Consider the following 24,043-nt stretch of genomic DNA (forward strand, 5'->3'; position numbering starts at 1 on the left):
CCCTGAGCCCTTGGCGGGGGTCAGTCGGGCGCGCCGCGCTCCCGCAGGAGTTCGGCGAGCCGGTCCCAGGCGGGCGACGTCACGCTGGCCGAGGTCCCGACCAGTCGGGCGGCGATCGGGTCTGTGAGCTGTTCGTCCTCGATCCTGCCGTCGCGGTTGATCATCCAGCGCCACATCCGGTCGGCCAGCGCGGGCAGGCGCGGGTCCTCGGGGGGCCAGTCGAACGCCGCGTCGTACTCCAGGTAGCTGCCGACGAACTCCGGATCGTCGATCGAGTCGCGCTTGTCGGCGAGGAGCAGGGCCGCCTCCTTCGGCGAGACCGAATACAACAGGATCCAGGTGTCCCGCTCCATCCATGTCAGTCGTTCGCTCACCCCGAGCGCCCGCAGCCGGTCGAGAAAGTCGGCCACCTCGGGCGGGACGAACAGCCGGTCACCACCGCTGAGCCGGGCGATCCGTTCGCGGGTACGTATCAACTCCTCGGCCCGTTCCCGTAGGTTGCGGTCGATTTCGGCGATCGCCGTGGCGAACCGGTCCGGGTCGGCCGCGAGCAGCTCCCTGACCCGGGCGAGCGGCACCCCGGCTTCGGCCAGTGTTTTGATCTTGACCAGCTCGATGGCGTGCTCGGCGCCGTAGCTCCGGTAGCCCGACGAGTCGCGCGGTGGTTCCTCAAGCAGACCGCGCTGGTGGTAGTGGCGGACCGCCTTGATTGTCACGCCCGCGTATCCGGCGAGCTGGCCGATGGTGATCATTTCCGGACCCGGGGGAAGAGGCGGCCGGCAAGGTCCACCCCGACGATCGCGCCGGTTGCGTCGCGGCTGAAGAAGCCGCGCTGCCCGGTCAGTCCACCCTCGGTGATGATGTACTCGTCGCCGTCGCCCGCGAGTAGGCCCATCGCGGCCGGCGGGTAGTCCGGGGGCGCTTCGGTCTGTAGCGCCGCGCGGATCTCCGGCTTGATCCCTACCTCCAGCGTCAGTCCCGCCCCGTCGGTGGCGATGATCAGCGTCATCGCGTCGTTCTCGTAGCTCCCCGCGATCTCGGCGGCCCGCGCCTCGACGTACGGGATCGGCTCCGGGTCCTGGTCGATCACCCCCAGGTAGTGCTCGAGCGCCCAGCGCAGTACGGCCTGGTTGAACGGAATACCGTCCGGGCCGGCGTTGGCGAGCGAGACGATCGCGAAGTCACGCTCCGGTACGGTGAGCAGTTCGGCGAACTGGCCGTCCGACGACCCGCCGTGCCCGGCGGTACGGACGCCGTCCACGTGGCGCAGGAACCAAGCGATGCCGAGCGCGTCGCCGATGCTGCTGCCCCGCAGCTCGACCGTCGGCTCCGTCATGCTCCGCAGCAGCTCAGCGGGGAGGATCCGCTCGCCGCCTTCGGTGCATCCGTCACCCAGATGGAACCTGGCCCAGCGCAGCTGGTCACTCACCGAGGACGCCAGTCCCGCGCCGGGGTTGTTGCCGCGTCCACCCGGCCGCCACGGCTGCGCGACGGAGAGCGTGCCGTCCTCGCCGCGGTTGTGCCCCACGGCGAACCGCCGGGTCATCACGTCGAGGGGCGCGAAGAGGCTGTGCGACAGCCCCAGTGGCTCGGCGAGCAGCGAGGCGACGGCCTGTTCGTACGTCAGGTCGGTGACCTTTTCTATGATCCGCCCGGCCAGGTTGTAGCCGGCCTGGCTGTACGAGGCGCGGGTGCCGGGCGGAGAGGTCAGCTTCAGGTCGGCCAGCCGTGCTACGTAGCCGGCCAGCGCGTCGTCCCCCTCACCGGTCTCGACGATGACCGACCAGTCCAGTCCCGACGTGTGGTTGAGCAGTTGCAGCACGGTGATCTCCGCCGCCGCCCGCTCGTCGGTGAGCGCCAGCTCGGGGACGTACCGCCGCACCGGCGCGTGCAGGTCGACCCTCCCTTGGGCGACGAGGCACATCAGCGCGCTCGCCGTGTAGGTCTTCGTGACCGAGGCCAGCGCGAACAGCGTGTCCCGGTCGACCGGGACCGGGTTCTCGACGCTCGTCACGCCGTGGCACGCATAGACCTCCCGGCCCTTCATCCACACGCCGACAGCGACGCCCGGAATGTCGAACTTCGTGGCGGTCGCCGTGACGAAATCGGCGAGCGTGTCGTGTGACATTCGTGTTCCCTTCCCATCCTCTGCGCGCCCGGCGCCGAGCTGGCCGCGAGGTCCCGCGCCGGCCCGCACCGTGTTCCCGCGCGTTCCTGCCACAAATGCTCGAACCTTGCCCCAGGGGCAAGGTCAAGCCCGGTCGGGACATTTGCTCGCGGAGTCGGGCGGTCAGTGCGGGACCGGGATTTGTCTCCCCGGCACGCGAGCGGGGCCCCCGATCGTGATCGGGGGCCCCGCGTGGTCTCTACCTCTGCCTGGTGTTCACGCCCGACGCAGTGCGGAGCGGCCCGCGAAGCGCGCCGAGTCGCCCAACTCCTCTTCGATCCGGATCAGCTGGTTGTACTTCGCCGTGCGGTCGGAGCGGGAGAGCGATCCGGTCTTGATCTGACCGCAGCCGGTCGCCACCGCGAGATCCGCGATGGTGGTGTCCTCCGTCTCGCCCGAGCGGTGCGACATGACAACCGTCCAGCCCGCCTGGTGGGCCGTGTCCACCGTGGCCAGCGCCTCGCTCAGGGTCCCGATCTGATTGACCTTGACCAGGACCGAGTTGCCGACACCGGTACGGATGCCCTCGCGCAGCAGCGTCTCGTTGGTGCAGAACACGTCGTCGCCGGTGAGCTGACAGCGGTCACCGACGCGGGCGGTCAGCTCGCGCCAGCCGTCCAGGTCGTTCTCCGCCATCGGGTCCTCAATGGAGAGGACCGGGTACGCGTCGATGAGTTTGGCCAGGTAGTCGGCGTGCTCGGAGGGGGTGCGGCGTACCCCCTCGCCCGCGTAGTCGTACACCCCGTCGCGGAAGAACTCCGACGACGCCGGGTCCATGACCAGGCCGATGTCCGTGCCGGGGCGGTAGCCGGTGCGCTCGATGGCGGTCATCACGAAGTCGAGCGCCTCTTCAGCGGTACGCAGCGCGGGCGCGAAGCCACCCTCGTCGCCGACACCCGTGGAGTGCCCGGCGGCCAACAGGTCGCGGCGCAGGGTGTGGAAGACCTCGCTGCCCATGCGGACGGCTTCGGCGAAGGTGTCCGCGCCCACCGGGACGATCATGAACTCCTGGAAATCCAGCGGATTGTCGGCGTGGGCGCCGCCGTTGACGATGTTCATCATCGGCAGCGGCAGGAGGTGGGCGTCGGCGCCGCCGAGGTAGCGGTAGAGGGGCTGGCGGTGGGCTGCCGCGGCGGCCTTGGCGGCGGCGAGGGAGACGCCGAGGATCGCGTTGGCGCCGAGCCGGGACTTCGTGGCGGTGCCGTCGAGGGCGACCAGCGCGGCGTCTAGACCCGACTGGTCGGCCGCGTCCCGGCCGCGTACGGACGCGGCGATTTCCCCGTTGACGTGGGCCACCGCGCGGTCGACGCCCTTGCCGTGCCAGCGCGCGGGGTCACCGTCGCGCAGTTCCACGGCCTCCCGGGCGCCGGTGGAGGCGCCGGAGGGGACGGCCGCGCGCCCCAGGGACCCGTCCGTCAGGACGATGTCGACCTCGACCGTGGGGTTGCCCCGACTGTCGATGATCCGGCGGGCGGTGACGGTCTCGATGGCGTTGACGGTTCCGACTGCCTCTGCGGACATGGGAGTTCCTTCCCGTTGTCTTGGTCGTGGCCCTGGCTGCGACAGCGCTGGCGCCGAGCCCGACATCGGCAAAACCTACAGCAATGCTGTTCAGTATTGCTGTGCAGGTCTGCTGCACAGCTCTGCTGGTCAACGGGGTAAAGTGCCCTATGCCCGCCCCGGAAGCCGCCGCCATCGCCGCTGAACTGCGCACCGCGATGGGCAAGCTCACCCGACGCGTCAAACACGAGGACCGCATCCCGCTGGGTCAGGTCGCCGTGCTCGGTGCACTCGACCGCGACGGCGCCATGACCATCAGTGACCTCGCCGCCGATCAGCGCGTGCGTCCCCAGTCGATGGCCCGGACGGTGGGGCTGCTCATAGAACAGAACCTGCTCACGCGCCGGGCGCACCCCACGGACCGCCGTAAGTCGCTGGTCGATTTGTCGGACATGGGTCAGGCCGCGCTCGAAGCGGAGCGTGGCCGCCGGGCCGGTTGGCTCGCGCAGGCCATCGATGCCGAACTCACGGATGAGGAACGGGCGTTGCTGGCACGGAGCGCCGCCCTGCTGGAGCGGCTTGCCACACGCTAGTGCCCCGACAGGCAACGTTTCGCGATGCCGGGCACGCGCCCCAGGCTTGCGCGGTGTCCCTCCTTTTCCCTTCGCGGCACTGGCCCAGGCATGGCCCCGCCCCCGGGGTCGCACCACGGGGGAAGTAACGACACGCGCCGGGGGCGGGGGCGTTGGGCACCAACGGTGCGATCAGGCCGAGGGTGGGGGACGGTCCGGCGGCATCCAGCACATGATGCGGTCGAAGATGGCGCGTACGTCCGGTGGTGGTCCGAGGGCGGAGTCGTAGACGTGCAGGTCGGAGATGGCGTCGACGAACTGTGTGCCGAGGTAGAGCATCAGTGCGATCCGTTGGTGGCGGAAGCTCACCGTCAGGTCGAGTCGGGCGTCGGCGCAGGGCCAGGGTTGGGCGCAGATCCGGCAGCACCAGACCGGGCGCAGCGGGAGGTGGAGTTGCCGGCTGGCGACCGGCTTCGGCTCGATCACCAGGTCGGTCCCTTCGGTGCGGGGCGTTCGATGTCGAGGAGTACGCGGCGGCGGATGACGTAGTCGGCCTCGGGGCGTTCGGGCTTGCCCAGTGGCTTTTCGATGCCGTGTACGAGGACCCACTCCTGGTTCGTGTTCAGCGGCGCCTGGGTGATGCGCAGGTGGAGGTCTCCGACGCCGGGTCGGCGGTTCGCTCCGGTGCCCCGGTAGTAGTCCTCGCCCTCGGCGTTGACGATGTCACCGACGCTGACCAGCGGCCTACCGGACATGACGGCCCCCGTTGCGCCGGGCCACCCGATACCCGACCTGCTGCCCGAGCGTGAGCAGCGGGACCTGGCGCAGGTTCGCCGTACGCTCGTCGGCCCACTGGGGGCGGGGCGACGGCGGTGCGATGGGTGGCTGCGGTACGGCGGCCCCAGGGGGCCACGGCCAGACGTAGCCCCACCAGCGGCGGACTCGGGACATCTCGACACCTCCTCGTCTTGGGTTCGGACCACCTGATGGATCATGAAGGGCCCACTCGGTCCCGCTCATGCAAGTGGTTCCGCTGGTAGAAACCCTCCCGCGTTCGGGGCAGACACCACAGCGACCGATGTGTAATGTCCCGGGATATCTGCGCTCTGTCCTCAGAGGAGGCACCGAACGTGAATGAGGTTCTTCGGTCCGCGATGACGGCACGCGGCCTGACGGTGGAGTCCCTCGCGCAGCAAACCGGCGTCGACCGAAAGACCGTGGGTCGGTGGCTGTCGCCCGGTCGGGTGCCGCACGCCCGCACCCGTTCCCGAGCCGCTGCGGTCCTCGGCCTCGAAGTAGGCGAATTGTGGCCGAACACCGGCCGCCGCCGTGACCCACTCTGGTTCGTACCGTGGGCGCAAGCGGAGCGGGAGGCGACGTCGCTTCGCTGGTTTGAAGCCCTGGTAGTGCCGGGACTGTTGCAGACCGAGGCGTACGCCCGTGCCGTGCTGACCGACGCGGGGCTGATGTCGCGGGACGCTGTGGAGCAGCGCGTACGCACTCGGATGGACCGGCGAGCGATCCTCGCCGGCAACAAGCCGCCGCAGTTCACGGCCGTCCTGGACGAGGGGGTGCTGCGGCGCCCGGTCGGCAGCTCGCGGGTGATGCGCGATCAGGTTCAGGCGATCATCACGGCGTGCGAGGAGCCACACGTACGAGTGCACGTCGTGCCATCGACGGCCGGCGCGTACGCTGGCCTGAACGGACCCTTTGTGCTTGCCGCAGGCCCGGGCGGTCGGCTCACCGGTTACCTGGACACGCAACTGGACGGCCAGGTGGTCGACAGCGCCGACAAGATGGAAGCGCTTCAGGCAGCGTGGGAATCTGTGCGCGGTGAGGCGTTGCCGCACCGACAGTCAATCGACCTGATGACGGAAGTGGCAGAAACATGGACGACCTGACCGGCGCCCGGTGGCGCAAGAGCACTCGCAGCAGCGGGAATGGTGGCGCGTGCGTCGAGGTGGCGGACAACCTCCCCGGCCGCGTGCTGGTCCGGGACACGAAGGACCGTGACGGTGGCACGCTGACCTTCGCTCCCGAGGCGTGGCGGGCGTTTGTCGGACTGGCAAGGCAGAGCTGAACGCCTGTCGTGGACGCACCGGTGGGTGCGGGCTGACGGCAGTGACGAAAGGCGTCACTCCCTGCTTCTTCTCAAGTGGCCGAATTCTTGGGAGAGACAGGGAGTGACGTCTTTGGCGTCCCGTGGGATCGATCAGTGGGCGCGTATCGGTATGCCACTCAACGAGGCAGGGTGAAGCGGTCATGCCGGACTACGGGTTGCTGGTGGGGTTTCTCGACCAGGAGCAGTCGTTCGACCAGCTAGTGGAGCTGATCGCCCGGATGACCGGTGCGACCGTGCGCGACGTGCCCGGCCAGACTGAGTCGGTCGTCGGCAGGATCGGCACCGGGTAGGCACCCAACTATCGTCCGGAGCCTCCGTTGCCCGCCTCGATCAGCGCAGGATCGCCTCGACGAAGTCGGCGCCGAGGCGGGCGCAGACCGTCAGGTCGAGCTGGTGGTGCACGTACCGCCCGCGCCGGCTCACCGTGGTGAGCCCGGCCTGCTTGAGCACGGTGAGCTGGCGCGAGACCTCGGGCGTGCTGAGCTGCCACGCCTCGGCGATCTCCCCGGTCGTGTGCGGGCCCCGGGCGAGCGTGCGGGCGATCCGCCGCCGCACCGGGTGGGCGAGCGCGTCGATTCGCCGCTGGATCAGGTCGAGCGGCACGGGATGCGGCAGCCCGGCCTCGGCCGTCGGATATTGCACGACCGGCCGCCAGCCCGGCGCGTGCACGACGAGCAGGTGCGGTCGGCCGAACGCGGTCGGGGTGAAGGTGACCCCCTGCCCCTGCGCGGTAGTCGCGTTGTCCTGCAGCTTGTCGATGAGGATCCGCCGTCCGTCGGGAGAGCGGGTCGTCGCGGGGGAGACCGCCGCGAGCACCGTGTCGAGGCCGTACCGGGCCAGCAGGTCCGCCTTGTGCCGGGAGTCTGCGGCGAGCTGATGCTGCACCCGGGCCCACGACTCGGCGAAGAAGGCCTGCTCACAGTCCTCCAGGAGGCGGCGCACCCAGGCGCGTACACCCGGAGGGTCGGCGAGGAGCTGGTCGGCGAAGTCGGCCTGGCGCGGCCCGCGAGCCAGCGCCAGCTCCCGGGCCCGGTGCCGAGCGTCGGCGTCGACCAGCGGTGAGCGCAGGCGGCGCTGGGGCGTGGAGCCGCAGCTCGTGGTGATCAGAGCAGCCGCGACATAGGTCTCGTCGTCGAGCCGGTCCACGTCGTCGAGCTCGGCGGCGAGGGTGTCGCGGGGCTGGCCCGGCACGAAGAAGTCGGCCCGAGCCGACCGCCACAGGAAATCGGCCTCCAGCAGCCGGTCGCTCAGCTCCGGCTTGAGCGACGCGGCGGTCGTGGTGATCCAGCCGTGCAGCGCCGGGTGGTGTGCGGGCTCCGCCAGCGCGTGCAGCATCGCGGCCAGCTCACCCAGCGGTGAGGGAGAAAAGATAAACCGTTCATTCGGTACGCCGGTAATGTCGATTGTCAGTCCCACGCCGCCCATCGTGACACCACCCGCCGGGGCGGGCCGCGACACTTGACGAGGATCGTCAACCGGCGTGGCCCGGGACCACCCGGCGACGACCGTGGTCGGCGTGACGAAGCAGAAGGATGAACGGCTGGGCTGGGCGGCGCTGCTGCACGCCGGCGGCGGTCCGCGATACACGCTGGCTCTGACGATCGACTCGGTGGGCGGCGGCCTGCTCCGCCCGTTCCTGCTGATCTACGGCATCGTCGTGCTCCACCTGAGCGCCGGTGCGGCAGGGCTGGCGCTCTCGGCCGGGCTGCTCGCGGGCCTGGTCGTGCTGCCGCTCGCGGGACGGTGGATCGACCGGGGTGCGAGGTCGGCCGTCGTCGCGGCGACGCTGCTCGTCCGGGTGGCCGGGGTCGGCGTGCTGCTCGCCGGGGACGGCGAGGCGGGCTTCCTCGCCGCGTCGGTGCTGCTGGGGTTGGGCAGCCAGGCCTGGCCGGCCGCGCATGCGGCCCTTGTCGCCGCGCTCACCACCGGCCGCCACCGGGATTCGGCGCTCGCCGCCGGGCGTTCGGTGCGCAACGCGGGCCTCGGCGCCGGAGCGCTGATCGCCACTGTCGCGGTGACGGGCGGGGACGGGGGCCTGCGGGCGCTCGCCGCCCTGACCGGGCTGGGGTTCCTCGTCTCCGGGCTGCTCGTCGCCTCGATGCGGCTGCGGGTGCCGGACCGCCCGGCGGTGGCGAGCGAGCGGGGTGGGGTGGGGCACCTGACCGGGCTGCTCTGGGCCAACCTGCCTTTCGCGCTCTGCTTCAGCGTGCTTGAGGTAGCGCTGCCCGCGGTGATGGTGACGCAGCTCGACGTGTCGCCGGTCTGGTCGGCGGGGATGTTCGTTGGCAACACCGTGCTCGTCATCGCGGTGCAGGTGCCGCTCGTCGTCTGGCTGGGCCGGTGGCACCGCAGATCGGTCCTAGCCGCCTCGGGGGTGGTGCTCGCGGGCTCCTATCTGGGGTTCTGGGCGGCGGCCGGGGTAGGTGGCGACGCCGGTGCGGCGCTCGTCGCGGTGGTCTGCGTGCTCTACACCGCCGGGGAGATCCTCTACACGGGCAGCGGGACGGCGCTCGTCATCGCGAGCACGCCGGAGCGGCTGGTGGGGCGTGTGCTGGTGTGTTGGCAGCTCTCCACCGGGCTAGGAATGGCCGTCGCGCCCGCGATCCTGACCGGCCTGCTCGCGGTCGGCCCGTCGGCGCTGTGGCTGATGCTGGCACTCACCACACTGGCCGGTGCGGCCGTGGTGCTGCGCACGCCGACGGGAGAGGGGGTCAGGCCGGGCCGGCGGCGCTCGGCGCGGCTGCGGTGGAGCGGCTGAAGGGACACACGCACGAGACGTACTTGCCGTCACCGACGTGCTCGACGCCCCACCTGGTGCAGAGCGCTCGAACATGCGAGATACCTGAACTCCCGCGACGCGTACTGGAACTCGACCTTGCAATCGCCCTGACCAAGGTGCGATCAGGCCGAGGGTGGGGGACGGTCCGGCGGCATCCAGCACATGATGCGGTCGAAGATGGCGCGTACGTCCGGCGGTGGTCCGAGGGCGGAGTCGTAGACGTGCAGGTCGGAGATGGCGTCGACGAACTGTGTGCCGAGGTAGAGCATCAGCGCGATCCGTTGGTGCCGGAAGCTCACCGTCAGGTCGAGTCGGGCGTCGGCGCAGGGCCAGGGTTGGGCGCAGAGGCGGCAGCACCAGACCGGTCGCAGGGGCAGGTGGAGTTGCCGGCTGGCGACCGGCTTCGGCTCGATCACCAGATCGGTCCCTTCGGTGCGGGGCGCTCGATGTCGAGAAGCACGCGGCGGCGGATGACGTAGTCGGCCTCGGGGTGTTCGGGCTTGCCGAGTGGCTTCTCGATGCCGCGTACGAGGACCCATTCCCGGTTGTCGTCAGTGTCCGTCGGGACCTGGGTGATGCGCAGGTGGAGGTCTCCGACGCCGGGGCGGCGGTCCGCCCCGGTGCCCCGGTAGTAGTCCTCGCCCTCGGCGTTGACGATGTCGCCGACGTTGACCAGTGGCCTATCGGACATGACGGCCTCCGTTGCGTCGGGCCACCCGATACCCGACCTGCTGCCCGAGGGTGAGCAGCGGCACCTGGCGCAGGTTCGCCGTACGCTCGTCGGCCCACTCGGGGCGGGTCGGCGGCGGCGACAGGCGAGGTGGCGACGGCGGGGGCGGCGGCTTGGGGCGGGTACGGCCGGACCACGGCCACACCGACCATCGACGCGAGAGCATCTACGACCTCCTTGGGTGGGAGGGGTGCCCCTTGCCGGGGGCACCCCACAGACGCGACCGCCGGGCTCGTACCTCCACCGGCCACGCCGCCTCACGAATCACCCTCCGTGATGTGGTGGAACACATACACAGCGTTGCGGTAGGTTCTTCCTGTGTTCGGAACGTCCACACAGGAGGCGCAATGAACCACGTACTACAGGTGGCAATGGCCGAGGCGGGGGAGACGGCGGAGTCGCTCGCCGCCCAGGTAGGTGTCGACCCGAAGACGGCGGCGCGTTGGCTCAACCCGGGACGCATTCCCCGTCCGAGGCGGCGGGCGCAGATCGCGGAGATCCTTAGGCGGGACATTGGGGACCTTTGGCCGGACGTCCTCAAGCGTAAGGAGCCCGCGTGGTTCCGGCAGTGGGCGGACATCGAGCGTGAAGCGATCGCCCTGCGTACCTTCCAACTGTCCTGGATTCCGGGCCTGTTCCAGACCGAGGCGTACGCGCGGGCCACGCTGGCAGGCGAGGCGTTCACGCCCAGCGAGGTCGAGGACCTGGTCTCCGCGCGGATCGCCCGCCAGGTCATCCTGCGCCGGGAGCGTCCGCCCCTGCTGATCGCTGTCATCGACGCGATGGTTCTGCACCGGTCCGCCTACGGGGACCGGAAACTGATGCGCGAGCAGTGCCTCCACCTGGCCGAGTGCGCCGAGCTTCCCTCTGTCCAGGTGCACATTGTGCCGCTCAACGTCGGCATGTATCCGGGCCTCGGCGGACCGTTCGCGATCGCCGACCTGTCGGACGGCGGCAAGCGGATCGTGCACGTCGACAGCCAGGCCCCCGCGCAGTTCCTGGAACGGCCAGAGGACGTTGCTACGCTTGACCGACGGTGGGAACGCATCCGGGGGGAGGCACTCCCGCGAGCGCAGTCCCTAGACCTGATCAGGGAAGCGGCGACATCATGGACGTGACCGGCGCGCGGTGGCGCAAGAGCACGAAGAGCGGCAACAACGGCGGCGACTGCGTCGAGGTCGCGGACAACCTCGCGGGTGTCGTGCTGGTCCGGGACACGAAGGACCGTGACGGCGGCACGCTGACCTTCGCTCCCGACGCATGGCGGGCGTTCGTCGGGCTGGCGAAGCAGAGCTGACGCTCGTAGCGGGCGGTGCCGGCGGGTGCCGGCTGACGACAGTGACGAAAGGCGTCACTCCCTGATCGCTCTCAAGTGGCGCAACTCTTGAGCGAGAAGCAGGGAGTGACGTCTTTGTCGACCCTTGAGACCGATCAGTGACGCGCGATCGATCTGCCACTCAACGAGACAGGGTGAGGCGTTCGGTACTCCTCGACGCCGCAGACTTCGAACCGTTCGCGAGCCACCCGTACGTGGTCGACCTGAAACTTAGGAATGCGTCACGGGAGCCCGAGTTGGCGAACCAGATATTTGACGCCCTTGTCGCTACCGGCGGTTACCAGGTGATCCTAATGGTCGACTCAGGCCCGATTCGCTCCTCGCACTACACCGAGGAGGATGCTGGGCACATTCGTACCGCCGAGACGGAGGAGCTTGCGCACTGCGCGCGCGGAGCCCTGCGGAAACCGCTGGTCCTCATCAGTTGAGCCGGAGGTGGTCCCGCAAGCTGCGAGCGACCTGCGCCATCAACGCCTCCGCGCCCGGCTGCTGAATGGCCGGCACCCGGGACTCGGTCAGCACCGCGATGGCGAACACCTGTCCGTCGGCGTGTTCGACCACCCCGATCTCGTGCCGAAGGTTGAGCAGCGTGCCGGTCTTCGACGACCAGCGGGACGCGTCGGCGCTGAAGTCTGGCGCCAGCCGCTGCCGTAACACGTTGTCGCCCATCAGCTCCCGTACCCGGGCCGCGACCGGTGGGCGGATCGCCGAGGGGCGCCACAGGCCGCACAGCAGTTCAACGAAGGATCGCGCGGTACCGGTGCTGGCGCGGCCGACATCGAGCTGAGCCACCGCGTGGCCCTGGCCGGCCGTCGTCGCGCCGATGGCGAGGGAATGGGCGAGATGCGCCTGCGCCGGCACGAACCGCTCCGCCGGGGTCTCGACGAGGTCGCGAATGGGGTGACGTACCGCGATGCCGTCGAAACCGAGCCGACGCAGTTCAGCGGTGACCTCGGCGGGTGAGGTGAGGTCGAACAGGGCGTCGGCGGCGATGCCGTCGCTCACCGAGGTACTGAGATAGAGCAGGTCGTCGAGGGCGACGGTCGCCGAATGGTGGAATTTACTCAGGCCCGTCGGTCCCGGCGCGGAGATCCGGCCCGGCGTCACCGTGACCGGCGTCGCCCCGTCGAGCTCGCCACGTGCCATCCGTTCGAGGGTGGCGACCGCGAGCGGCACTTTGACCAGCGACGCGACGGGGAACTCCAGGTCCGGGTCGATGCCGATCTCGTCGCCGGAATCCAGGTCGCGTACGAGGAACGAGCCGTGCAGACCCCCGTCGTCCAGCGCCTCTCGGGCCTCTCGGATCATCCGTGCGACGTTCATGCCTGCCCTCCGTCGTCGTTGACCGCGCCAAGGCAGCGGCCGATCGCCGCGTGTAGCTGGGTCCGGAGCTGTCGGCGGTCCTCGCCCAACGTGGCAGAGATGTCGTAGCCACGGACGAGTTTCACCTCGCCGATCGGACGCCAGTGCAGGCCCAACTCGTCCGCCTGGTCCTCCGCGCAGAGCAGGAGATCGGACGAGTCGATCACCGATGCCGCTGCGGCGACGAGCGAGGTCGCGACCGTGACCTGTGCGGGCTGTAGGCCGAGGGCGTCGCGTAGGCGCGTCACCCGGTCCCGCACGTGTGGCACGTCGTCCTCCGGCTGGATCCAGACACGCCGACGCTGCTGGTGGTTGTCGGCCCGGCCTGCTCGCAGCGTCTCCAGGTAGATGGCCGGGACCTGCGGGTCGGCGGTACTGGCGAGGCCCAAGGGCACCCGCCACGCGCCGCTGTCCGGCGTTACCGCCACGATGGCGGCGCGTGCCTCCAACGTACGGGACAGTTCTGCGCGCTCACCCGGCCCCGCCGGATGCGGGTCCAGGTGCAGGCCGCTCCGGCGTCCCTCGACAACCAGTCGTACGAGCCGGGGCGAGGCGCAGACCGCCGGTACGGCCAGCCGAAAGGGTCGCCGTTGTGCTTGTACGGCGTCGTGCTCCATCGTCTCGGCCAGTTCGACCAGCCGCCGGGCCGAGGGCAGCATGTCCCGGCCGAACGTCGTGAGCGTGACGCTGCGGGAGGTCCGTTCGAGGAGTCGGGCCCCGAAGTGCTCCTCCAGCGCCGCGACGCGTCGGCTGGCGACCGGCTGCGGGATGCGCGCGGCGGCGGCGCCCGTGGTGAAGCTGCCGTACTCGGCGACGGCGACGAAGGCTCGGCACGCCGCGACTAAGTCCATGGGTCAGCAACCTATGTCGGATCAGCATGGATTGGCGCATTGGTGTGTTGGACGGCATAGCCGCAGGGGTGTCAAGGTCCTTGGCGGTGGGTCTAGGCCCTGGCCTGCTGTAACCGATTGTGAAAAGGGGAAAAGCGACGATGAGGCACCACAGCTCCCGACCGGGTGGCATCGCGGTCTCCCGACGGACCGGGATCGCGATCGCGGCATCGCTGGCGCTCGTACCGCTCGCCGCCTGCTCACCCGGCGACGTGTCGGCTAACGTCGCCATCCGGCCGACGGCCGTCGCGGTCTCGTACGACACCAGCACCGAATCCCGATCCAAGGCCGAGCGGGAGTTCGCCCGACTCGAGACGGAGTTCGACGCCCGGCTCGGCGTCTACGCCATCGACACCGGCTCGGGCCGCACCATCACCCACCGTGCCGATGAACGCTTCGCGTTCGTGTCGACGTACAAGGCGCTCATAGCTGCGGCGGTGCTGGACGAAACGTCGACGGCCGGCCTCAACAAGGTCATCCGCTACTTTAAGGAAGACCTGGTGAGCCATTCGCCGATCACCGAGCAACACGTGCAGACCGGCATGACGCTGCGCGCCGTCGCCGACGCCGCCGTGCGCTACAGCGACAACACCGCCGGTAACCTGCTGTTCAAGCAGCTCGGTGGCCCGAACAGCTTCGAGCGGGCGTTGCGTGGCATCGGCGACCAGGTCACCGAGTCAGCTCGGCTCGAAACCGGGCTGAACGAGGCCATTCCGGACGATGAGCGGGACACCAGTACCCCGCGCGCCCTCGCCAGCGATCTGCGCGCGTATGCCGTCGATACGGCGCTCTCCCGCGATGACCGCACCATCCTGACCGAGTGGCTGACGGGCAACACGACCGGAGCCAGTCTCATCCAGGCTGGCGTACCGGCGGGTTGGCAGGTGGGCGACAAGAGCGGTGCCGGCGGCTACGGCACCCGCAACGACATCGCGGTGGTGTGGCCGCCCAAGGGTGCCCCCATCGTGCTAGCGATTCTCTCGAGTCGTAGTGAGTCCGACGCCACGTACGACGATGCGTTGATCGCGCAGGCGGCGGAAGCGACAATTGCGGCGCTGCACGGCTAGGGTGCCGGCATCGTGCGGTGGGCTGGGCACGTATCGCGCCCAGCCCACCGCGTGCCCCTGGGGCTACGACTGCTTCACGTCTGAAGAGGAATGTGGACAACGAACTCTTCCAACGCACCCGGCAGTTGTTACAGCTCGCTCACTTCATCCAAGCCGCCGTTGACGTTTCCGTCGATGGAGTTCACGCCTTTGCTTGAATCCGGGTCGGAGCTTCTTTGCTCACCCACGGTAGGGCGCCTGTCGGGGCACTAGCGGCAGGCAGAGGTAGAGACGACGCGGCCCCCGATCACGATCGGGGCGCCCACCCCCATGTCGGTGTCCAAATCTCGGTGGCGGGTGCCTCCGCTCGTCTGGAGTGGAGGTAGTCGCGGAGTTTGACGAGCGCAGGATGCGGGTTGTCGTCGCGCCAGATCAGTGACATGGGATATACCGGTGCCGGGTCGCGCACCGGTATCCGCCGCAGGTCGTAGCTGTCCGGCCAGAGGTATCGCGAGCGTTCGCCGACCAGCGTCGCCAGTTCCGCAGAGTCGGCGATCTCGGCCATCAGCGCCTCGTTCCCGAAGACCGGACCGACCAGGTCGATAGTGAGGCCGAACGCGGCGGCGAGTTCGTCGTAGTAGTCGGCCCATTCCGTACCGGCGGCCATGCCGGGCATCCAGATGCGATGTTCGGCCAGTTGTGCGGGCGTGACGGTGCGGGCGTTGGCGAGCGCATGGCGTGGCCCCACAAGGACCTCATGGTGCTCGTCGATCACACGGGCCGTCCTGATCGCGCCCGGCAGTTGACGCGCGGGGACGGTGACGGCGTGGAAGGTGGCATCGATCGTCCCCGCCTCGACGGCGGCGGTCGCGGCGTGGACGTCGGCATCGAGGAGCGTCACGACATCCAGCTCGATCCGCGGATGGATACGGTGGAAGTCCTGCAACAGCACCGCCGGTGCGATCCGCCGACTGTGGACGTCGACGCGGAGTGCGCGCCGACCGGGGCGCACGGAAGCGTCGGCGCGCGCTTCCACCCGGAGCAGTTCACGGGCGTGCGGCAGGAAGGCTTGGCCGTCGATCGTGAGTTGGGCGCCGCGAGCCGTGCGGGTGAACAGCCGTACCTCGAGATCTTTTTCCAGCGCGGCGATGCGCTTGGACACGGCCTGCTGGGTGATCGACAGCGCGGTCGCGGCGTCCTGGAACTGGCCGGCATCCGCGGCGGCGACAAAGGTACGGACAGCGTCGAGATCCACGAAGCAGATCCTACGCACACAACCGTTGGTTGTGGCTCGCCACCGGTTTGATTGTTTGATCCGCTGTCCCAGACCTTGCTTTGATCACGGCGGTCAACGGCTGGTTGTTTGAAGCGGGAGGTGTGGGGCTTGGCGGCGCGACGAACCCTGGGTCGGCAGTTCGGATGGCTGTGGGCGTCGTACGCGGTCAGCGCCTACGGTTCCGGGCTGGGGTTCGGTGCCCTGCCGCTGATCGCCGTGCTGGTGTTGCACGCCAGCCCCGCCCAGGTGTCCGCGCTGTCCGCGGTGGGGCCGGCAGTGGGCGCACTGATCGCCTTGCCACTCGGGCCGTGGGTCGAGTTCCACCGCAAGCGGCCGGTGATGATCGCGATGGATCTGGCCCGGTTCGCGGTCATGCTGACCATCCCCATCGCGTACGCCCTCGGCCGGCTCAGTTTCGTGCAGTTGCTGGTCGTCTCGGCCGTGCTCGCCGCCGCCAAAATCGCCTTCAGCGCGGCCAGCGGCGCCTACCTCAGGGCCCTCGTCCGGCCGGATGACCTGCTCGTGGCGAACGCGCGGTTCGAGTCGACGACGTGGAGCTCCATCGCGGTCGGGCCGCCGCTGGGCGGGGCGGCGGTCGGCCTGTTCGGGCCGGTCGCCACCATCGTGGCCGACGCGCTCAGCTACCTGCTCTCCGCGCTGGGCATCACGGCGATTCGTAGGCACGAAGAACACCCACCGCGAACCGGCAAGCGCCGAGTCCGGGCCGGCGAGCTGCTCGACGGCTGGCGGCATCTGCTGAGTCATCCCGGCCTACGGGCGCTCTACCTCAACCAGTTGCTCGTCGCCGGACTGATCATGGCCACCGAGCCGCTCCTGGCCGTACTGCTGCTCGGCGAGCTTGGCTTCCCACCCTGGCAGTACGGCCTCGCCTTCGCCGTGCCCTGCGTCGGCGGCCTGATCGGCGCACGCCTGGCCCCTCGTGTCGTGGCCCGGTACGGCCAACACCGGATCCTCCGTACGGTGGGCACGCTGCGCGCGATCTGGCTGATCGGCCTCGCCTTCGTCCAGCCCGGAGTCGCCGGCCTCGCGACGGTGATCGCGGTCGAACTCGCGATCATCATCAGCATGAGCCTGTACAACCCGGTACTGGCCACCTACCGGCTGGAACACACCCCCCAGGACCGCATCGCCCGCACTCTGTCGGCCTGGTCGATCAGCAGCAGCGCCGCAATCGCCATCCTCAGCGCGCTCGTCGGACTGCTCGCCGAAGCCACCAGCCCACGCACCGCCCTCACGGTCGCGGGACTGCTCATCCTCGCCAGCCCGCTGCTGCTACCCCGTCGCCCGGGTCCCGGAGTTGTACCAGAGCATGAGCTGGCATCAGCCCGTGCCGAAGGCGCGGTCGCACGGCGCGATGCGCGGGTGGGCGCCGGTGGGTGGCGAGTGTCAGGGCCGCGCAGGTGAGCGGGAGCAGCGCACTCCACGGCTGTGGCAGACTCGCCTCGTGAGGATCGGTCAGGCGAACGCGGAGGACGTCGCAGGATTGGCCCGGCTGTTGTGGCTGGACACCCGCAATGAGGAACCAGCGCAGCCGTCCGTTGACGCATTCGCGGCGGAGCTCGCGAAGTGGTGGGACGCCCACCAGGACTCGCACCTGGCGTTCGTCGCTCGACTCCGCCGACCTGAGATCGTCGGCATGGCCTGGGTCGCGCTCGTACCCCGCGTCCCGAGACCTGGAGCGACAGGTCGGCTCTCCGCGGACATCCAGAGCGTCTTCGTCATGCCGGATCAGCGAGGCCAGGGGATCGGCTCGGCGCTCGTGCAGGCTGCTTCGGAGCACGCGACCCACCTCGGGTCCCTTCGCGTGACAGTCTCTTCTGGCCGTAGGGCAGTCCCGCTGTACGAACGGCTGGGCTTCGAGTCGTCCCGACAACTCCTACAGCGACGACCGCACTAGCGGTGCCGAAGAGTGCTGAGGTCTGTCGTCACAAACAGATCTTCAACACCCTTCGCCTGTACCCACAACCGGGGTCGTTCCTCGGCACGATGGCGTACGGCCACCTGAACGACGGCCTGTCCGAATCGGAGAGCCGGCGGCTGGTCGACCGGTACGCCGACGCCGTTGGCAACGTGGTGGACAGGGCTGAGCGTGGCCGCCTGGGCACTGCTCGCCCACGGCGCGGGCGCTTCCCCACTGCCCGGCCAACGGCCTTGCCCGGCTGCCCGGACAGGGTCGGCCCTAAAAATCAGTTCGCCCGTGTTCGCCTCGTCCGGTACGGTCGCGAAATTGTTTTCGCTGCTGGGAGCCCATGGGTTCGCGTGTGGCCTCCCCAGCAGCCCCAGGCTGAGGGCAGGTTTTGTTATGGCATGTCGTATCGGTGAGCTCGTGCTCGGTTGCCGTGACCCTGAGCTGCTGGCGCGGTTCTGGTGCGAGGTCCTGGACTTCGTCGTGCTCGATCGCGAGGACGACGGCTCGGTGGAGATCGGCCCGCGCGAAGGGTTCGGTGGTCCGCAGCCGACGATCTTCCTCAGTCGCAGGGATGAGCCGGAGAAGGGGAAGTCCCGGCTGCACATCGACGTCAACGCCACCGACCGCGATCAGGACGCCGAGCTCGAACGCCTTCTGAAGCTTGGGGCGCGTCCGGCCGACATCGGCCAGACAGGGAAAGAGCAGTGGCATGTCCTGACCGACCCCGAAGGCAATGAGTTCTGCCTGCTCAAGGCTCGCCTCAACCCACTCTGATACTCATCGGTCAAGCCTGGGCATCGGGTAACCAGGGCCTGCCTCGGACCGAGGCATGGTGGGCGTTCGTCGGCCGGCGAAGCGTCCCCGACAGTTCGGGATACGTTCGCGATTGGTACGCGGTGCAGATCGCTGCTCGACCTTGTCACCGATCATTGAAGGCGGCTGAATGCTGCGGTTTCACTTCGGGCTCGACCCGCTCGCTGACGTGCCGCCCTGGGGTGGTGACCAGCCGACGCTGCACTGGTTCGGGTTGACCAGCGGCTGGTACTGGATCGAAGCCGACCGGCACCAACTGCTCCGATACAGCGAGCAGGCCGTACGTCGCTGGGACCTGGCCCGCCCCTATCCGCACTACTACGTGGTCCGGCTCTGGGAGGACCTTCTCGTTCTGCGCTGGGCTCTGACGGAGCCGGTGCCCGCCGATGTCGTCCCTTTCGTTGACGGGACCTTCGGGATGAGGGAATTTCCCGAGTACGACACCGGCGTCGAAGTGGACGCGGCATTTGGCCTACAGAGCGACTACCACCTTGACATGGGCTACCTGACCGACGCACCGCATATCGAATGTTGGCGGCAGACCGATGCTGGACCGGATCTGGTAACCATCAGCCAGCGAGTCCCGCCAGGTGACCAGGGGACCTTCGTTGGGCCGGAACTACTGACGATCAGCGTGCCGACCGCCGATTTCTTCGCCGCAGTGCACGACTTCGACCGTCAGCTCATCGCGGCGATGGACGAGCGGATCACCGAGCTGGAACGGACCGGGCCGCCAGCGGGAGTGGAACTCGACCTGGACGCGCTGCGCGCCGAGCACGTGAACCGGAGCCGCTGGCTGGCGGAGCGTCTGGCGGCTCCCCGGCAGGTCGACTGGGACCAGATACGGTCCGGCATCGCCGAGATCTCAACCTGGCCCCTGCTGGGCGCCCGGTCCTGATCCGGCGGCGCAGAGGCACAGCCGTCAACGCCTGAGGGTAAGTTGTACTGGCATGAACGATCTTGGTAGTCAGATCGCGTACTGGGACAGCGTCGGCGCGACGAAGACGTTCACCCATCCGGTGAATCTCCGCTGGCTGGCTGGCGTGAGTCCGGATGCTCGGGTACTGGACTACGGCTGTGGGTACGGCCGCGTCATGGCCGAGTTGAGTGAGCACGGTTTCTCTGACGTCTCCGGCGTGGACCTGTCTCCCGCGCTGATCGAGCGGGGCCGTCAGCTCCACGCTGACCTGCACTTTTCTGTCCTGCCGTCGCCGCCGGACCTGCCTTGCGCGGCAGCGAGCTTGGACGTTGTTCTGCTGTTCGCAGTGCTCACCTGCGTCCCGGACGACGACGCCCAGCGGGCACTGGTCGCCGAGTTGAGCCGTGTCCTGGCGCCTGGCGGGCTGCTCTACGTCAGCGACATGGTCCAGCAGCACGACGAACGAAACCGAAGCCGCTACGCCGCGTACGCCCAGCAATTCGGCACACCGTACGGGGTTTTCGCCACGGACGACGGTGCGGTGTGCCGGCACCACGACATCGCAGAGCTGCACGACCTGCTGTCGGACTTCGACCTGGTGGAGGAGCAGCGGATCGAGGTCACCACGATGAACGGCCACCGGTCGCAGGCCGTGCAGTTGCTGGCCCGCAAACGGTGAAGGTCACAGAGCCGGGCGGGTGACAGGCGCTGTGCCGGGGCGGGGCGACGATGGTGACCGTTCACGCGCTGGCTGGTTCCAGCATTCTGCGAGCTGCTGTGCCGGCTGCCGCCTAGTTCCCGCAGCTGCGCGTCGTCGCACTGATAGAGGTCGCGCGCGTCAATGAATCGGATTTCACCGAGGTCGGGGTGGACACCACGACGGACGAGCAAGTTGTCCGTCTGGCGCTCCTGGCGCAGCGTGCGGGCTACCTCGGCGTCGTTGCCTCGCCACACGAGGCTGCGATGCTGCGCGCCCGAGTCGGCCCCGAGATGCTGATCGTTACGCCCGGGGTCGTGCTGCGTGCGGAGCTGGACCCGACCGTGGTGAGTCCTTGGGATGAGCGGCCCACATCGCCGGGTCCGGGACGTGATGGCCGGGGCTCAGGGAGCTGATTACGAAGATAATCCGCTTTATTCGAGATCCGCCTGGTTAGAGCTAGAACCCCCCTCATTCGATGAATCGGTCGGATACGCTGCAAACCGCCCATGAAGTGACTGTATGTCACTATCAAGTAGCTCTGGGTGTATCTGGGGCGACTTTCTGGAGGGGTCATGAGCAACGACCGACGGCTGCAGCGAGGGCCGAAGCATGGCCGCGCCGCTTCAGGGCTGGGTTCTGTCCTGCTGGCAGTCGGGATATCGGGTGCTCCCGCAGCCGCAGCGCAACCGGCGGAGGCGAATTCGCCTGCCCAGGGCGTGCACATCGGTACACCCGGTCCGCTCGGACAGTACGGCGGGTGGCCGTTGGCCTGGTCGACTGTCCGCGATGACGGCGGTGGACCTGACGATTCGTCGGACCACCACCCCGGAGGGACGCCGGACTACGGCCCGCAGGGCTGGCAGGGCCCGTGGGGTGGGCACGACAAGGGCAAGAACTCGGGCTACCCGCATGGCCCCCAGGGCGCTCAAGGTCCCCAGGGTGTTCAAGGTGTCCAGGGTGATGTAGGTGTTCAGGGTCCGCAGGGTGATGTGGGCGCCCAGGGTGTTCAAGGTGTCCAGGGCGATGCGGGTGTTCACGGTCCGCAGGGTGATGTGGGTGCTCAGGGCGTTCAAGGTGTTCAAGGTGTCCAGGGTTTCCAGGGCGACGTGGGTGTTCAGGGTGCGCAGGGCGATGTGGGTGTTCAGGGTCCGCAGGGTGATGTGGGCGCTCAGGGCGTTCAAGGTGCTCAAGGTTTCCAAGGCGCCCGGGGCGACGCGGGTGCTCAGGGTCCGCAGGGTGATGTGGGCGCCCAGGGTGTTCAAGGTGTTCAGGGTTTCCAGGGCGACGTGGGTGTTCAGGGTGCGCAGGGCGACGCCGGTGTTCAGGGCCCGCAAGGTGATGTGGGTGCTCAGGGCGTTCAAGGTTTCCAAGGTTTCCAAGGCGTCCAGGGCGACGCGGGTGTTCAAGGTGCGCAGGGCGACGCGGGTGTTCAGGGTGCGCAGGGCGATGTGGGTGTTCAGGGTCCGCAGGGTGATGTGGGCGCCCAGGGTGTTCAAGGTGTCCAGGGTTTCCAGGGCGACGTGGGTGTTCAGGGTGCGCAGGGCGACGCCGGCGTTCAGGGTCCGCAGGGTGATGTGGGTGCTCAGGGCGTTCAAGGTTTCCAGGGTTTCCAGGGCGACGCGGGTGTTCAGGGTGTCCAGGGTGCTGTAGGTGTTCAGGGCCCGCAAGGTGATGTGGGTGCCCAGGGTGTTCAGGGTTTCCAGGGCGACGCGGGTGTTCAGGGTCCGCAGGGTGATGTGGGTGTCCAGGGCGACGCGGGTGTTCAGGGCCCGCAGGGTGATGTAGGTGCTCAGGGCGTTCAAGGTTTCCAAGGTTTCCAAGGCGTCCAGGGCGATGTGGGTGTTCAGGGTGCGCAGGGCGATGTGGGTGTTCAGGGTCCGCAGGGTGATGTGGGTGCTCAGGGTGTTCAAGGTGCCCAGGGTGTTCAAGGTGTCCAGGGTTTCCAGGGCGACGCCGGCGTTCAGGGTCCGCAGGGTGACGTGGGTGCTCAGGGCGTTCAAGGTTTCCAGGGTGTCCAGGGTTTCCAGGGCGACGCGGGTGTTCAGGGTGCGCAGGGCGACGGGGGTGTTCAGGGTGAGCCACCCCCGCTTTCATGGAGCTTCTTGATCATGGTCTGATGGCCGTGGGGAGGAAGTTTCTGTGGTCGCACCGAAGAAGTACCCCGATGAGCTACGTCAGCGTGCTGTGCGTTTGTACCGCGAGTCGGACCCGAAGCCGGTGATCCGGCGCCTGGCCGAGCAACTCGGCGTGCATCACGAGGCGTTGCGGAACTGGATCAGGCAGGCCGAGGCTGATGCGGGTGAGCGTCACGACCGGCCCACCAGCGAGATGGCCGAGGAGAACCGGCGGCTGCGTAAAGAGGTAGGCGAGCTGCGGCGGGCGAACGAGATCCTGAAGGCGGCGAGCGCGTATTTCGCGGCGGAGTTCGACCCGACCCGGCGACGGTCATGAGGTTCATCCACGAACATCGTGACCAGTTCGCGGTCGCGCTCCTACTACGGGTCCTCAACATCGGCGCCTCGACGTACTACGCGTGGGTCAAGCAGGCCGAACAGCCCTGCGACCGCGACGTGGTCGACCTGGGCCTGCTCTCCAACATCCACGAGGTCTGGGCCACGTCCGGGCACACCTACGGCGCGGACCGGGTACACCGGCAGCTACGCCGCGACGGCATCCGGGTGGGCCGCAAGCGGGTCGAGCGGTTGATGGCCGCCCAGGGCTGGCAGGGCGCGTTCCTCCGTCGCGGCTGGCGCGGCGGCTCCACGAAGCAGGACCCACGGCACACGCCGGCACCGGACCTGGTCAACCGGCAGTTCACCGCTGCCGGGCCGAACCGGCTGTGGGTCGCCGACGCCACTCGCATCCCCTGCGGCGAGGGCGTGTTCTGGCTCGCTGCGGTCCGCGACGTCTTCTCCCGCCGCATCGTCGGGTGGAAGACCTCCGACCGCTGCGACACCGACCTGATCCTCGCCGCCCTCGAATACGGCATCTGGTCCCGCGACGTCCGCGACGGCCAGTTGATCCACCACTCGGACAGGGGCTCGAACTACACGTCGTTCCGCTTCACCGAACGCCTGCAAGACAACGGAATCCTGCCCTCGATGGGCTCCGTCGGCGACTCGTACGACAACGCACTGATGGAGAACTTCTGGTCCACCCTGAAGATCGAACTGGTCTACCGCACGAGCTGGCGGACGCGAGACGAGGCCGAGAACGCGATCTTCGCCTACATCGACGGCTGGTACAACACCCGCCGCATCCAAAAGGAACTCGGCTACCTCAGCCCCGACGAGTACGAAACCGCCTGGCGTATCCGCCAGAGCAACCCAGCCGAGCCACCTATCGCCACCCCTGCGCCGGCCGGCAGCAGGTAACCACCGCTCCATCAAAGCGGGGGGAACTCAGGGTCCGCAGGGTGATGTGGGTGCCCAGGGTGTTCAAGGTGTCCAGGGCGACGCGGGTGTTCAGGGTCCGCAGGGTGATGTGGGTGCTCAGGGCGTTCAAGGTTTCCAAGGCGTCCAGGGCGACGCGGGTGCTCAGGGTGCGCAGGGCGACGCCGGTGTTCAGGGTCCGCAGGGTGATGTGGGTGCTCAGGGTGTTCAGGGTTTCCAGGGCGACGCTGGTGTTCAGGGTCCGCAGGGTGATGTGGGTGCTCAGGGTGTTCAGGGTTTCCAGGGCGACGCTGGTGTTCAGGGTCCGCAGGGTGATGTGGGTGCCCAGGGTGTTCAGGGTTTCCAAGGTGATGTGGGTGTTCAGGGTCCGCAGGGTGATGTGGGTGCTCAGGGTGTTCAAGGTTTCCAAGGCGCCCAGGGCGACGCGGGTGCTCAAGGTTTCCAAGGCGCCCAGGGCGACGCGGGCACTCAAGGCGCCCAGGGCGCCCAAGGTGCAATGGGCTTGCCGG

At 68.7% G+C, this 24,043-nt stretch carries 31 protein-coding genes; 16 read left to right on the top strand and 15 right to left on the bottom strand.

Annotated features, from left to right (window positions below):
- Positions 1-20: 20 nt before the first annotated feature.
- From BDK92_RS29300 to eno, 3 genes are all read right to left on the bottom strand, one after another.
- A complete protein-coding gene (locus tag BDK92_RS29300) occupies positions 21-752 on the bottom strand; it encodes a MerR family transcriptional regulator (RefSeq protein ID WP_121159613.1) in 732 nt (243 codons plus the stop codon).
- Entirely contained in the window at positions 749-2,128 is a 1,380-nt protein-coding gene (locus tag BDK92_RS29305; protein WP_121159614.1) for a serine hydrolase domain-containing protein, read from the bottom strand. The genes BDK92_RS29300 and BDK92_RS29305 overlap by 4 nt, the downstream gene beginning before the upstream one ends.
- 255 nt (positions 2,129-2,383) lie before the next feature.
- Positions 2,384-3,688 carry a phosphopyruvate hydratase gene (gene eno / locus BDK92_RS29310; protein WP_121159616.1) on the bottom strand — a complete coding sequence of 435 codons (1,305 nt, stop codon included), beginning with the start codon at positions 3,686-3,688 and terminating at the stop codon, positions 2,384-2,386.
- A gap of 83 nt (positions 3,689-3,771) precedes the next feature.
- On the opposite strand from eno, the gene BDK92_RS29315 reads away from it, so the two are divergent.
- Entirely contained in the window at positions 3,772-4,260 is a 489-nt protein-coding gene (locus tag BDK92_RS29315) for a MarR family winged helix-turn-helix transcriptional regulator (RefSeq protein ID WP_246017310.1), read from the top strand.
- A 171-nt stretch (positions 4,261-4,431) separates the two neighbouring features.
- Here BDK92_RS29315 and BDK92_RS29320 read toward each other — a convergent pair whose 3' ends face one another.
- Genes BDK92_RS29320 through BDK92_RS38570 form a run of 3 tightly spaced genes read right to left on the bottom strand, consistent with a single transcriptional unit; the run spans position 4,432 to position 5,190 of the window.
- Entirely contained in the window at positions 4,432-4,725 is a 294-nt protein-coding gene (locus tag BDK92_RS29320) for a hypothetical protein (RefSeq protein ID WP_246017311.1), read from the bottom strand.
- On the bottom strand, positions 4,722-4,994 hold the full coding sequence (locus BDK92_RS29325) for a hypothetical protein (protein ID WP_121159619.1): 273 nt from the start codon (positions 4,992-4,994) through the stop codon (positions 4,722-4,724). The genes BDK92_RS29320 and BDK92_RS29325 overlap by 4 nt, the downstream gene beginning before the upstream one ends.
- Positions 4,984-5,190, bottom strand: coding sequence for a hypothetical protein (locus tag BDK92_RS38570; protein ID WP_147457149.1), 207 nt, complete (start codon positions 5,188-5,190; stop codon positions 4,984-4,986). The genes BDK92_RS29325 and BDK92_RS38570 overlap by 11 nt, the downstream gene beginning before the upstream one ends.
- 179 nt (positions 5,191-5,369) lie before the next feature.
- Between BDK92_RS38570 and BDK92_RS29330 the strand changes: the two genes are divergently transcribed.
- The 3 genes from BDK92_RS29330 (at position 5,370) to BDK92_RS39225 (ending at position 6,651) form a co-directional block, all read left to right on the top strand.
- A complete protein-coding gene (locus tag BDK92_RS29330) occupies positions 5,370-6,140 on the top strand; it encodes a helix-turn-helix domain-containing protein (RefSeq protein ID WP_121159620.1) in 771 nt (256 codons plus the stop codon).
- Positions 6,128-6,319 carry a DUF397 domain-containing protein gene (locus BDK92_RS29335; RefSeq protein WP_121159621.1) on the top strand — a complete coding sequence of 64 codons (192 nt, stop codon included), beginning with the start codon at positions 6,128-6,130 and terminating at the stop codon, positions 6,317-6,319. Before BDK92_RS29330 ends, BDK92_RS29335 begins: the two co-directional genes overlap by 13 nt.
- A gap of 182 nt (positions 6,320-6,501) precedes the next feature.
- Entirely contained in the window at positions 6,502-6,651 is a 150-nt protein-coding gene (locus BDK92_RS39225) for a hypothetical protein (RefSeq protein ID WP_170208728.1), read from the top strand.
- A 40-nt stretch (positions 6,652-6,691) separates the two neighbouring features.
- Here the strand turns inward: BDK92_RS39225 and BDK92_RS29340 are convergent, their stop codons facing one another.
- Positions 6,692-7,786 (bottom strand): DUF5937 family protein, encoded by a 1,095-nt coding sequence (locus BDK92_RS29340; protein WP_211349409.1) that lies wholly within the window; start codon positions 7,784-7,786, stop codon positions 6,692-6,694.
- 91 nt (positions 7,787-7,877) lie between these two features.
- Here BDK92_RS29340 and BDK92_RS29345 point away from each other — a divergent pair, with 91 nt between their 5' ends.
- The gene (locus tag BDK92_RS29345; protein ID WP_246017312.1) at positions 7,878-9,119 is read left to right on the top strand and encodes an MFS transporter; all 1,242 of its coding nucleotides are present in this window, start codon (positions 7,878-7,880) and stop codon (positions 9,117-9,119) included.
- Positions 9,120-9,262: 143 nt separating this feature from the next.
- Here the strand turns inward: BDK92_RS29345 and BDK92_RS29350 are convergent, their stop codons facing one another.
- Genes BDK92_RS29350 through BDK92_RS38575 form a run of 3 tightly spaced genes read right to left on the bottom strand, consistent with a single transcriptional unit; the run spans position 9,263 to position 10,036 of the window.
- On the bottom strand, positions 9,263-9,556 hold the full coding sequence (locus BDK92_RS29350; protein WP_246017313.1) for a hypothetical protein: 294 nt from the start codon (positions 9,554-9,556) through the stop codon (positions 9,263-9,265).
- Complete coding sequence (locus BDK92_RS29355) at positions 9,553-9,831, bottom strand: hypothetical protein (RefSeq protein ID WP_121159623.1); 279 nt, start codon at positions 9,829-9,831, stop codon at positions 9,553-9,555. The genes BDK92_RS29350 and BDK92_RS29355 overlap by 4 nt, the downstream gene beginning before the upstream one ends.
- Positions 9,821-10,036 (bottom strand): hypothetical protein, encoded by a 216-nt coding sequence (locus BDK92_RS38575; RefSeq protein WP_147457150.1) that lies wholly within the window; start codon positions 10,034-10,036, stop codon positions 9,821-9,823. The genes BDK92_RS29355 and BDK92_RS38575 overlap by 11 nt, the downstream gene beginning before the upstream one ends.
- A gap of 181 nt (positions 10,037-10,217) precedes the next feature.
- On the opposite strand from BDK92_RS38575, the gene BDK92_RS29360 reads away from it, so the two are divergent.
- Together BDK92_RS29360 and BDK92_RS29365 are read left to right on the top strand one after the other, a co-directional pair.
- Positions 10,218-10,988, top strand: a complete 771-nt coding sequence (locus BDK92_RS29360) for a DUF5753 domain-containing protein (protein ID WP_121159625.1) — start codon at positions 10,218-10,220, stop codon at positions 10,986-10,988.
- Positions 10,979-11,167 carry a DUF397 domain-containing protein gene (locus BDK92_RS29365; protein ID WP_121159626.1) on the top strand — a complete coding sequence of 63 codons (189 nt, stop codon included), beginning with the start codon at positions 10,979-10,981 and terminating at the stop codon, positions 11,165-11,167. Before BDK92_RS29360 ends, BDK92_RS29365 begins: the two co-directional genes overlap by 10 nt.
- 459 nt (positions 11,168-11,626) lie before the next feature.
- Here the strand turns inward: BDK92_RS29365 and BDK92_RS29375 are convergent, their stop codons facing one another.
- Together BDK92_RS29375 and BDK92_RS29380 are read right to left on the bottom strand one after the other, a co-directional pair.
- Positions 11,627-12,529 (bottom strand): serine hydrolase, encoded by a 903-nt coding sequence (locus BDK92_RS29375; RefSeq protein ID WP_121159628.1) that lies wholly within the window; start codon positions 12,527-12,529, stop codon positions 11,627-11,629.
- Positions 12,526-13,419: a LysR family transcriptional regulator gene (locus tag BDK92_RS29380; RefSeq protein ID WP_121159629.1), complete on the bottom strand. Its 894-nt coding sequence runs from the start codon at positions 13,417-13,419 to the stop codon at positions 12,526-12,528. The genes BDK92_RS29375 and BDK92_RS29380 overlap by 4 nt, the downstream gene beginning before the upstream one ends.
- 140 nt (positions 13,420-13,559) lie before the next feature.
- Here BDK92_RS29380 and bla point away from each other — a divergent pair, with 140 nt between their 5' ends.
- Positions 13,560-14,525 (top strand): class A beta-lactamase, encoded by a 966-nt coding sequence (gene bla / locus BDK92_RS29385; RefSeq protein WP_121159630.1) that lies wholly within the window; start codon positions 13,560-13,562, stop codon positions 14,523-14,525.
- 286 nt (positions 14,526-14,811) lie between these two features.
- Here bla and BDK92_RS29390 read toward each other — a convergent pair whose 3' ends face one another.
- On the bottom strand, positions 14,812-15,759 hold the full coding sequence (locus BDK92_RS29390) for a LysR family transcriptional regulator (RefSeq protein ID WP_121159631.1): 948 nt from the start codon (positions 15,757-15,759) through the stop codon (positions 14,812-14,814).
- A 129-nt stretch (positions 15,760-15,888) separates the two neighbouring features.
- Here BDK92_RS29390 and BDK92_RS29395 point away from each other — a divergent pair, with 129 nt between their 5' ends.
- The 6 genes from BDK92_RS29395 (at position 15,889) to BDK92_RS41285 (ending at position 20,555) form a co-directional block, all read left to right on the top strand.
- On the top strand, positions 15,889-17,205 hold the full coding sequence (locus BDK92_RS29395) for an MFS transporter (RefSeq protein WP_121162702.1): 1,317 nt from the start codon (positions 15,889-15,891) through the stop codon (positions 17,203-17,205).
- Positions 17,156-17,698 carry a GNAT family N-acetyltransferase gene (locus tag BDK92_RS41280; RefSeq protein WP_425462273.1) on the top strand — a complete coding sequence of 181 codons (543 nt, stop codon included), beginning with the start codon at positions 17,156-17,158 and terminating at the stop codon, positions 17,696-17,698. Before BDK92_RS29395 ends, BDK92_RS41280 begins: the two co-directional genes overlap by 50 nt.
- Positions 17,699-18,103: 405 nt before the next feature.
- Positions 18,104-18,484 carry a VOC family protein gene (locus BDK92_RS29405; RefSeq protein ID WP_121159634.1) on the top strand — a complete coding sequence of 127 codons (381 nt, stop codon included), beginning with the start codon at positions 18,104-18,106 and terminating at the stop codon, positions 18,482-18,484.
- Positions 18,485-18,653: 169 nt separating this feature from the next.
- On the top strand, positions 18,654-19,421 hold the full coding sequence (locus tag BDK92_RS29410; protein ID WP_121159635.1) for a DUF5984 family protein: 768 nt from the start codon (positions 18,654-18,656) through the stop codon (positions 19,419-19,421).
- 52 nt (positions 19,422-19,473) lie between these two features.
- Complete coding sequence (locus BDK92_RS29415; RefSeq protein WP_121159636.1) at positions 19,474-20,121, top strand: class I SAM-dependent methyltransferase; 648 nt, start codon at positions 19,474-19,476, stop codon at positions 20,119-20,121.
- A gap of 143 nt (positions 20,122-20,264) precedes the next feature.
- Positions 20,265-20,555: a beta/alpha barrel domain-containing protein gene (locus BDK92_RS41285; protein ID WP_425462322.1), complete on the top strand. Its 291-nt coding sequence runs from the start codon at positions 20,265-20,267 to the stop codon at positions 20,553-20,555.
- A 210-nt stretch (positions 20,556-20,765) separates the two neighbouring features.
- Here BDK92_RS41285 and BDK92_RS39230 read toward each other — a convergent pair whose 3' ends face one another.
- Complete coding sequence (locus tag BDK92_RS39230; RefSeq protein ID WP_170208730.1) at positions 20,766-22,142, bottom strand: hypothetical protein; 1,377 nt, start codon at positions 22,140-22,142, stop codon at positions 20,766-20,768.
- A 139-nt stretch (positions 22,143-22,281) separates the two neighbouring features.
- Between BDK92_RS39230 and BDK92_RS29430 the strand changes: the two genes are divergently transcribed.
- On the top strand, positions 22,282-22,593 hold the full coding sequence (locus BDK92_RS29430) for a transposase (RefSeq protein ID WP_121153559.1): 312 nt from the start codon (positions 22,282-22,284) through the stop codon (positions 22,591-22,593).
- Positions 22,590-23,516, top strand: coding sequence for an IS3 family transposase (locus BDK92_RS29435; RefSeq protein WP_121153561.1), 927 nt, complete (start codon positions 22,590-22,592; stop codon positions 23,514-23,516). Before BDK92_RS29430 ends, BDK92_RS29435 begins: the two co-directional genes overlap by 4 nt.
- On the opposite strand, the gene BDK92_RS40490 is transcribed toward BDK92_RS29435, so the two are convergent.
- A complete protein-coding gene (locus BDK92_RS40490) occupies positions 23,482-23,970 on the bottom strand; it encodes a hypothetical protein (protein ID WP_246017314.1) in 489 nt (162 codons plus the stop codon). The two genes, BDK92_RS29435 and BDK92_RS40490, sit on opposite strands and share 35 nt — an antisense overlap.
- Between the last annotated feature and the right edge of the window lie 73 nt (positions 23,971-24,043).

The organism is Micromonospora pisi, assembly GCF_003633685.1.
GTDB classification, from domain to species: Bacteria; Actinomycetota; Actinomycetes; order Mycobacteriales; family Micromonosporaceae; genus Micromonospora_G; species Micromonospora_G pisi.

Bases quoted from the DNA above. Each gene is read 5' to 3' on its own strand.
- BDK92_RS29300 (WP_121159613.1), bottom strand. From the start codon at position 752: ATGATCACCATCGGCCAGCTCGCCGGATACGCGGGCGTGACAATCAAG.
- BDK92_RS29305 (WP_121159614.1), bottom strand. From the start codon at position 2,128: ATGTCACACGACACGCTCGCCGATTTCGTCACGGCGACCGCCACGAAG.
- eno (WP_121159616.1), bottom strand. From the start codon at position 3,688: ATGTCCGCAGAGGCAGTCGGAACCGTCAACGCCATCGAGACCGTCACC.
- BDK92_RS29315 (WP_246017310.1), top strand. From the start codon at position 3,772: ATGCTGTTCAGTATTGCTGTGCAGGTCTGCTGCACAGCTCTGCTGGTC.
- BDK92_RS29325 (WP_121159619.1), bottom strand. From the start codon at position 4,994: ATGTCCGGTAGGCCGCTGGTCAGCGTCGGTGACATCGTCAACGCCGAG.
- BDK92_RS38570 (WP_147457149.1), bottom strand. From the start codon at position 5,190: ATGTCCCGAGTCCGCCGCTGGTGGGGCTACGTCTGGCCGTGGCCCCCT.
- BDK92_RS29335 (WP_121159621.1), top strand. From the start codon at position 6,128: ATGGACGACCTGACCGGCGCCCGGTGGCGCAAGAGCACTCGCAGCAGC.
- BDK92_RS39225 (WP_170208728.1), top strand. From the start codon at position 6,502: ATGCCGGACTACGGGTTGCTGGTGGGGTTTCTCGACCAGGAGCAGTCG.
- BDK92_RS29340 (WP_211349409.1), bottom strand. From the start codon at position 7,786: ATGGGCGGCGTGGGACTGACAATCGACATTACCGGCGTACCGAATGAA.
- BDK92_RS29355 (WP_121159623.1), bottom strand. From the start codon at position 9,831: ATGTCCGATAGGCCACTGGTCAACGTCGGCGACATCGTCAACGCCGAG.
- BDK92_RS38575 (WP_147457150.1), bottom strand. From the start codon at position 10,036: ATGCTCTCGCGTCGATGGTCGGTGTGGCCGTGGTCCGGCCGTACCCGC.
- BDK92_RS29360 (WP_121159625.1), top strand. From the start codon at position 10,218: ATGAACCACGTACTACAGGTGGCAATGGCCGAGGCGGGGGAGACGGCG.
- BDK92_RS29365 (WP_121159626.1), top strand. From the start codon at position 10,979: ATGGACGTGACCGGCGCGCGGTGGCGCAAGAGCACGAAGAGCGGCAAC.
- BDK92_RS29375 (WP_121159628.1), bottom strand. From the start codon at position 12,529: ATGAACGTCGCACGGATGATCCGAGAGGCCCGAGAGGCGCTGGACGAC.
- BDK92_RS29380 (WP_121159629.1), bottom strand. From the start codon at position 13,419: ATGGACTTAGTCGCGGCGTGCCGAGCCTTCGTCGCCGTCGCCGAGTAC.
- bla (WP_121159630.1), top strand. From the start codon at position 13,560: ATGAGGCACCACAGCTCCCGACCGGGTGGCATCGCGGTCTCCCGACGG.
- BDK92_RS41280 (WP_425462273.1), top strand. From the start codon at position 17,156: ATGCGCGGGTGGGCGCCGGTGGGTGGCGAGTGTCAGGGCCGCGCAGGT.
- BDK92_RS29405 (WP_121159634.1), top strand. From the start codon at position 18,104: ATGGCATGTCGTATCGGTGAGCTCGTGCTCGGTTGCCGTGACCCTGAG.
- BDK92_RS29410 (WP_121159635.1), top strand. From the start codon at position 18,654: ATGCTGCGGTTTCACTTCGGGCTCGACCCGCTCGCTGACGTGCCGCCC.
- BDK92_RS29415 (WP_121159636.1), top strand. From the start codon at position 19,474: ATGAACGATCTTGGTAGTCAGATCGCGTACTGGGACAGCGTCGGCGCG.
- BDK92_RS29435 (WP_121153561.1), top strand. From the start codon at position 22,590: ATGAGGTTCATCCACGAACATCGTGACCAGTTCGCGGTCGCGCTCCTA.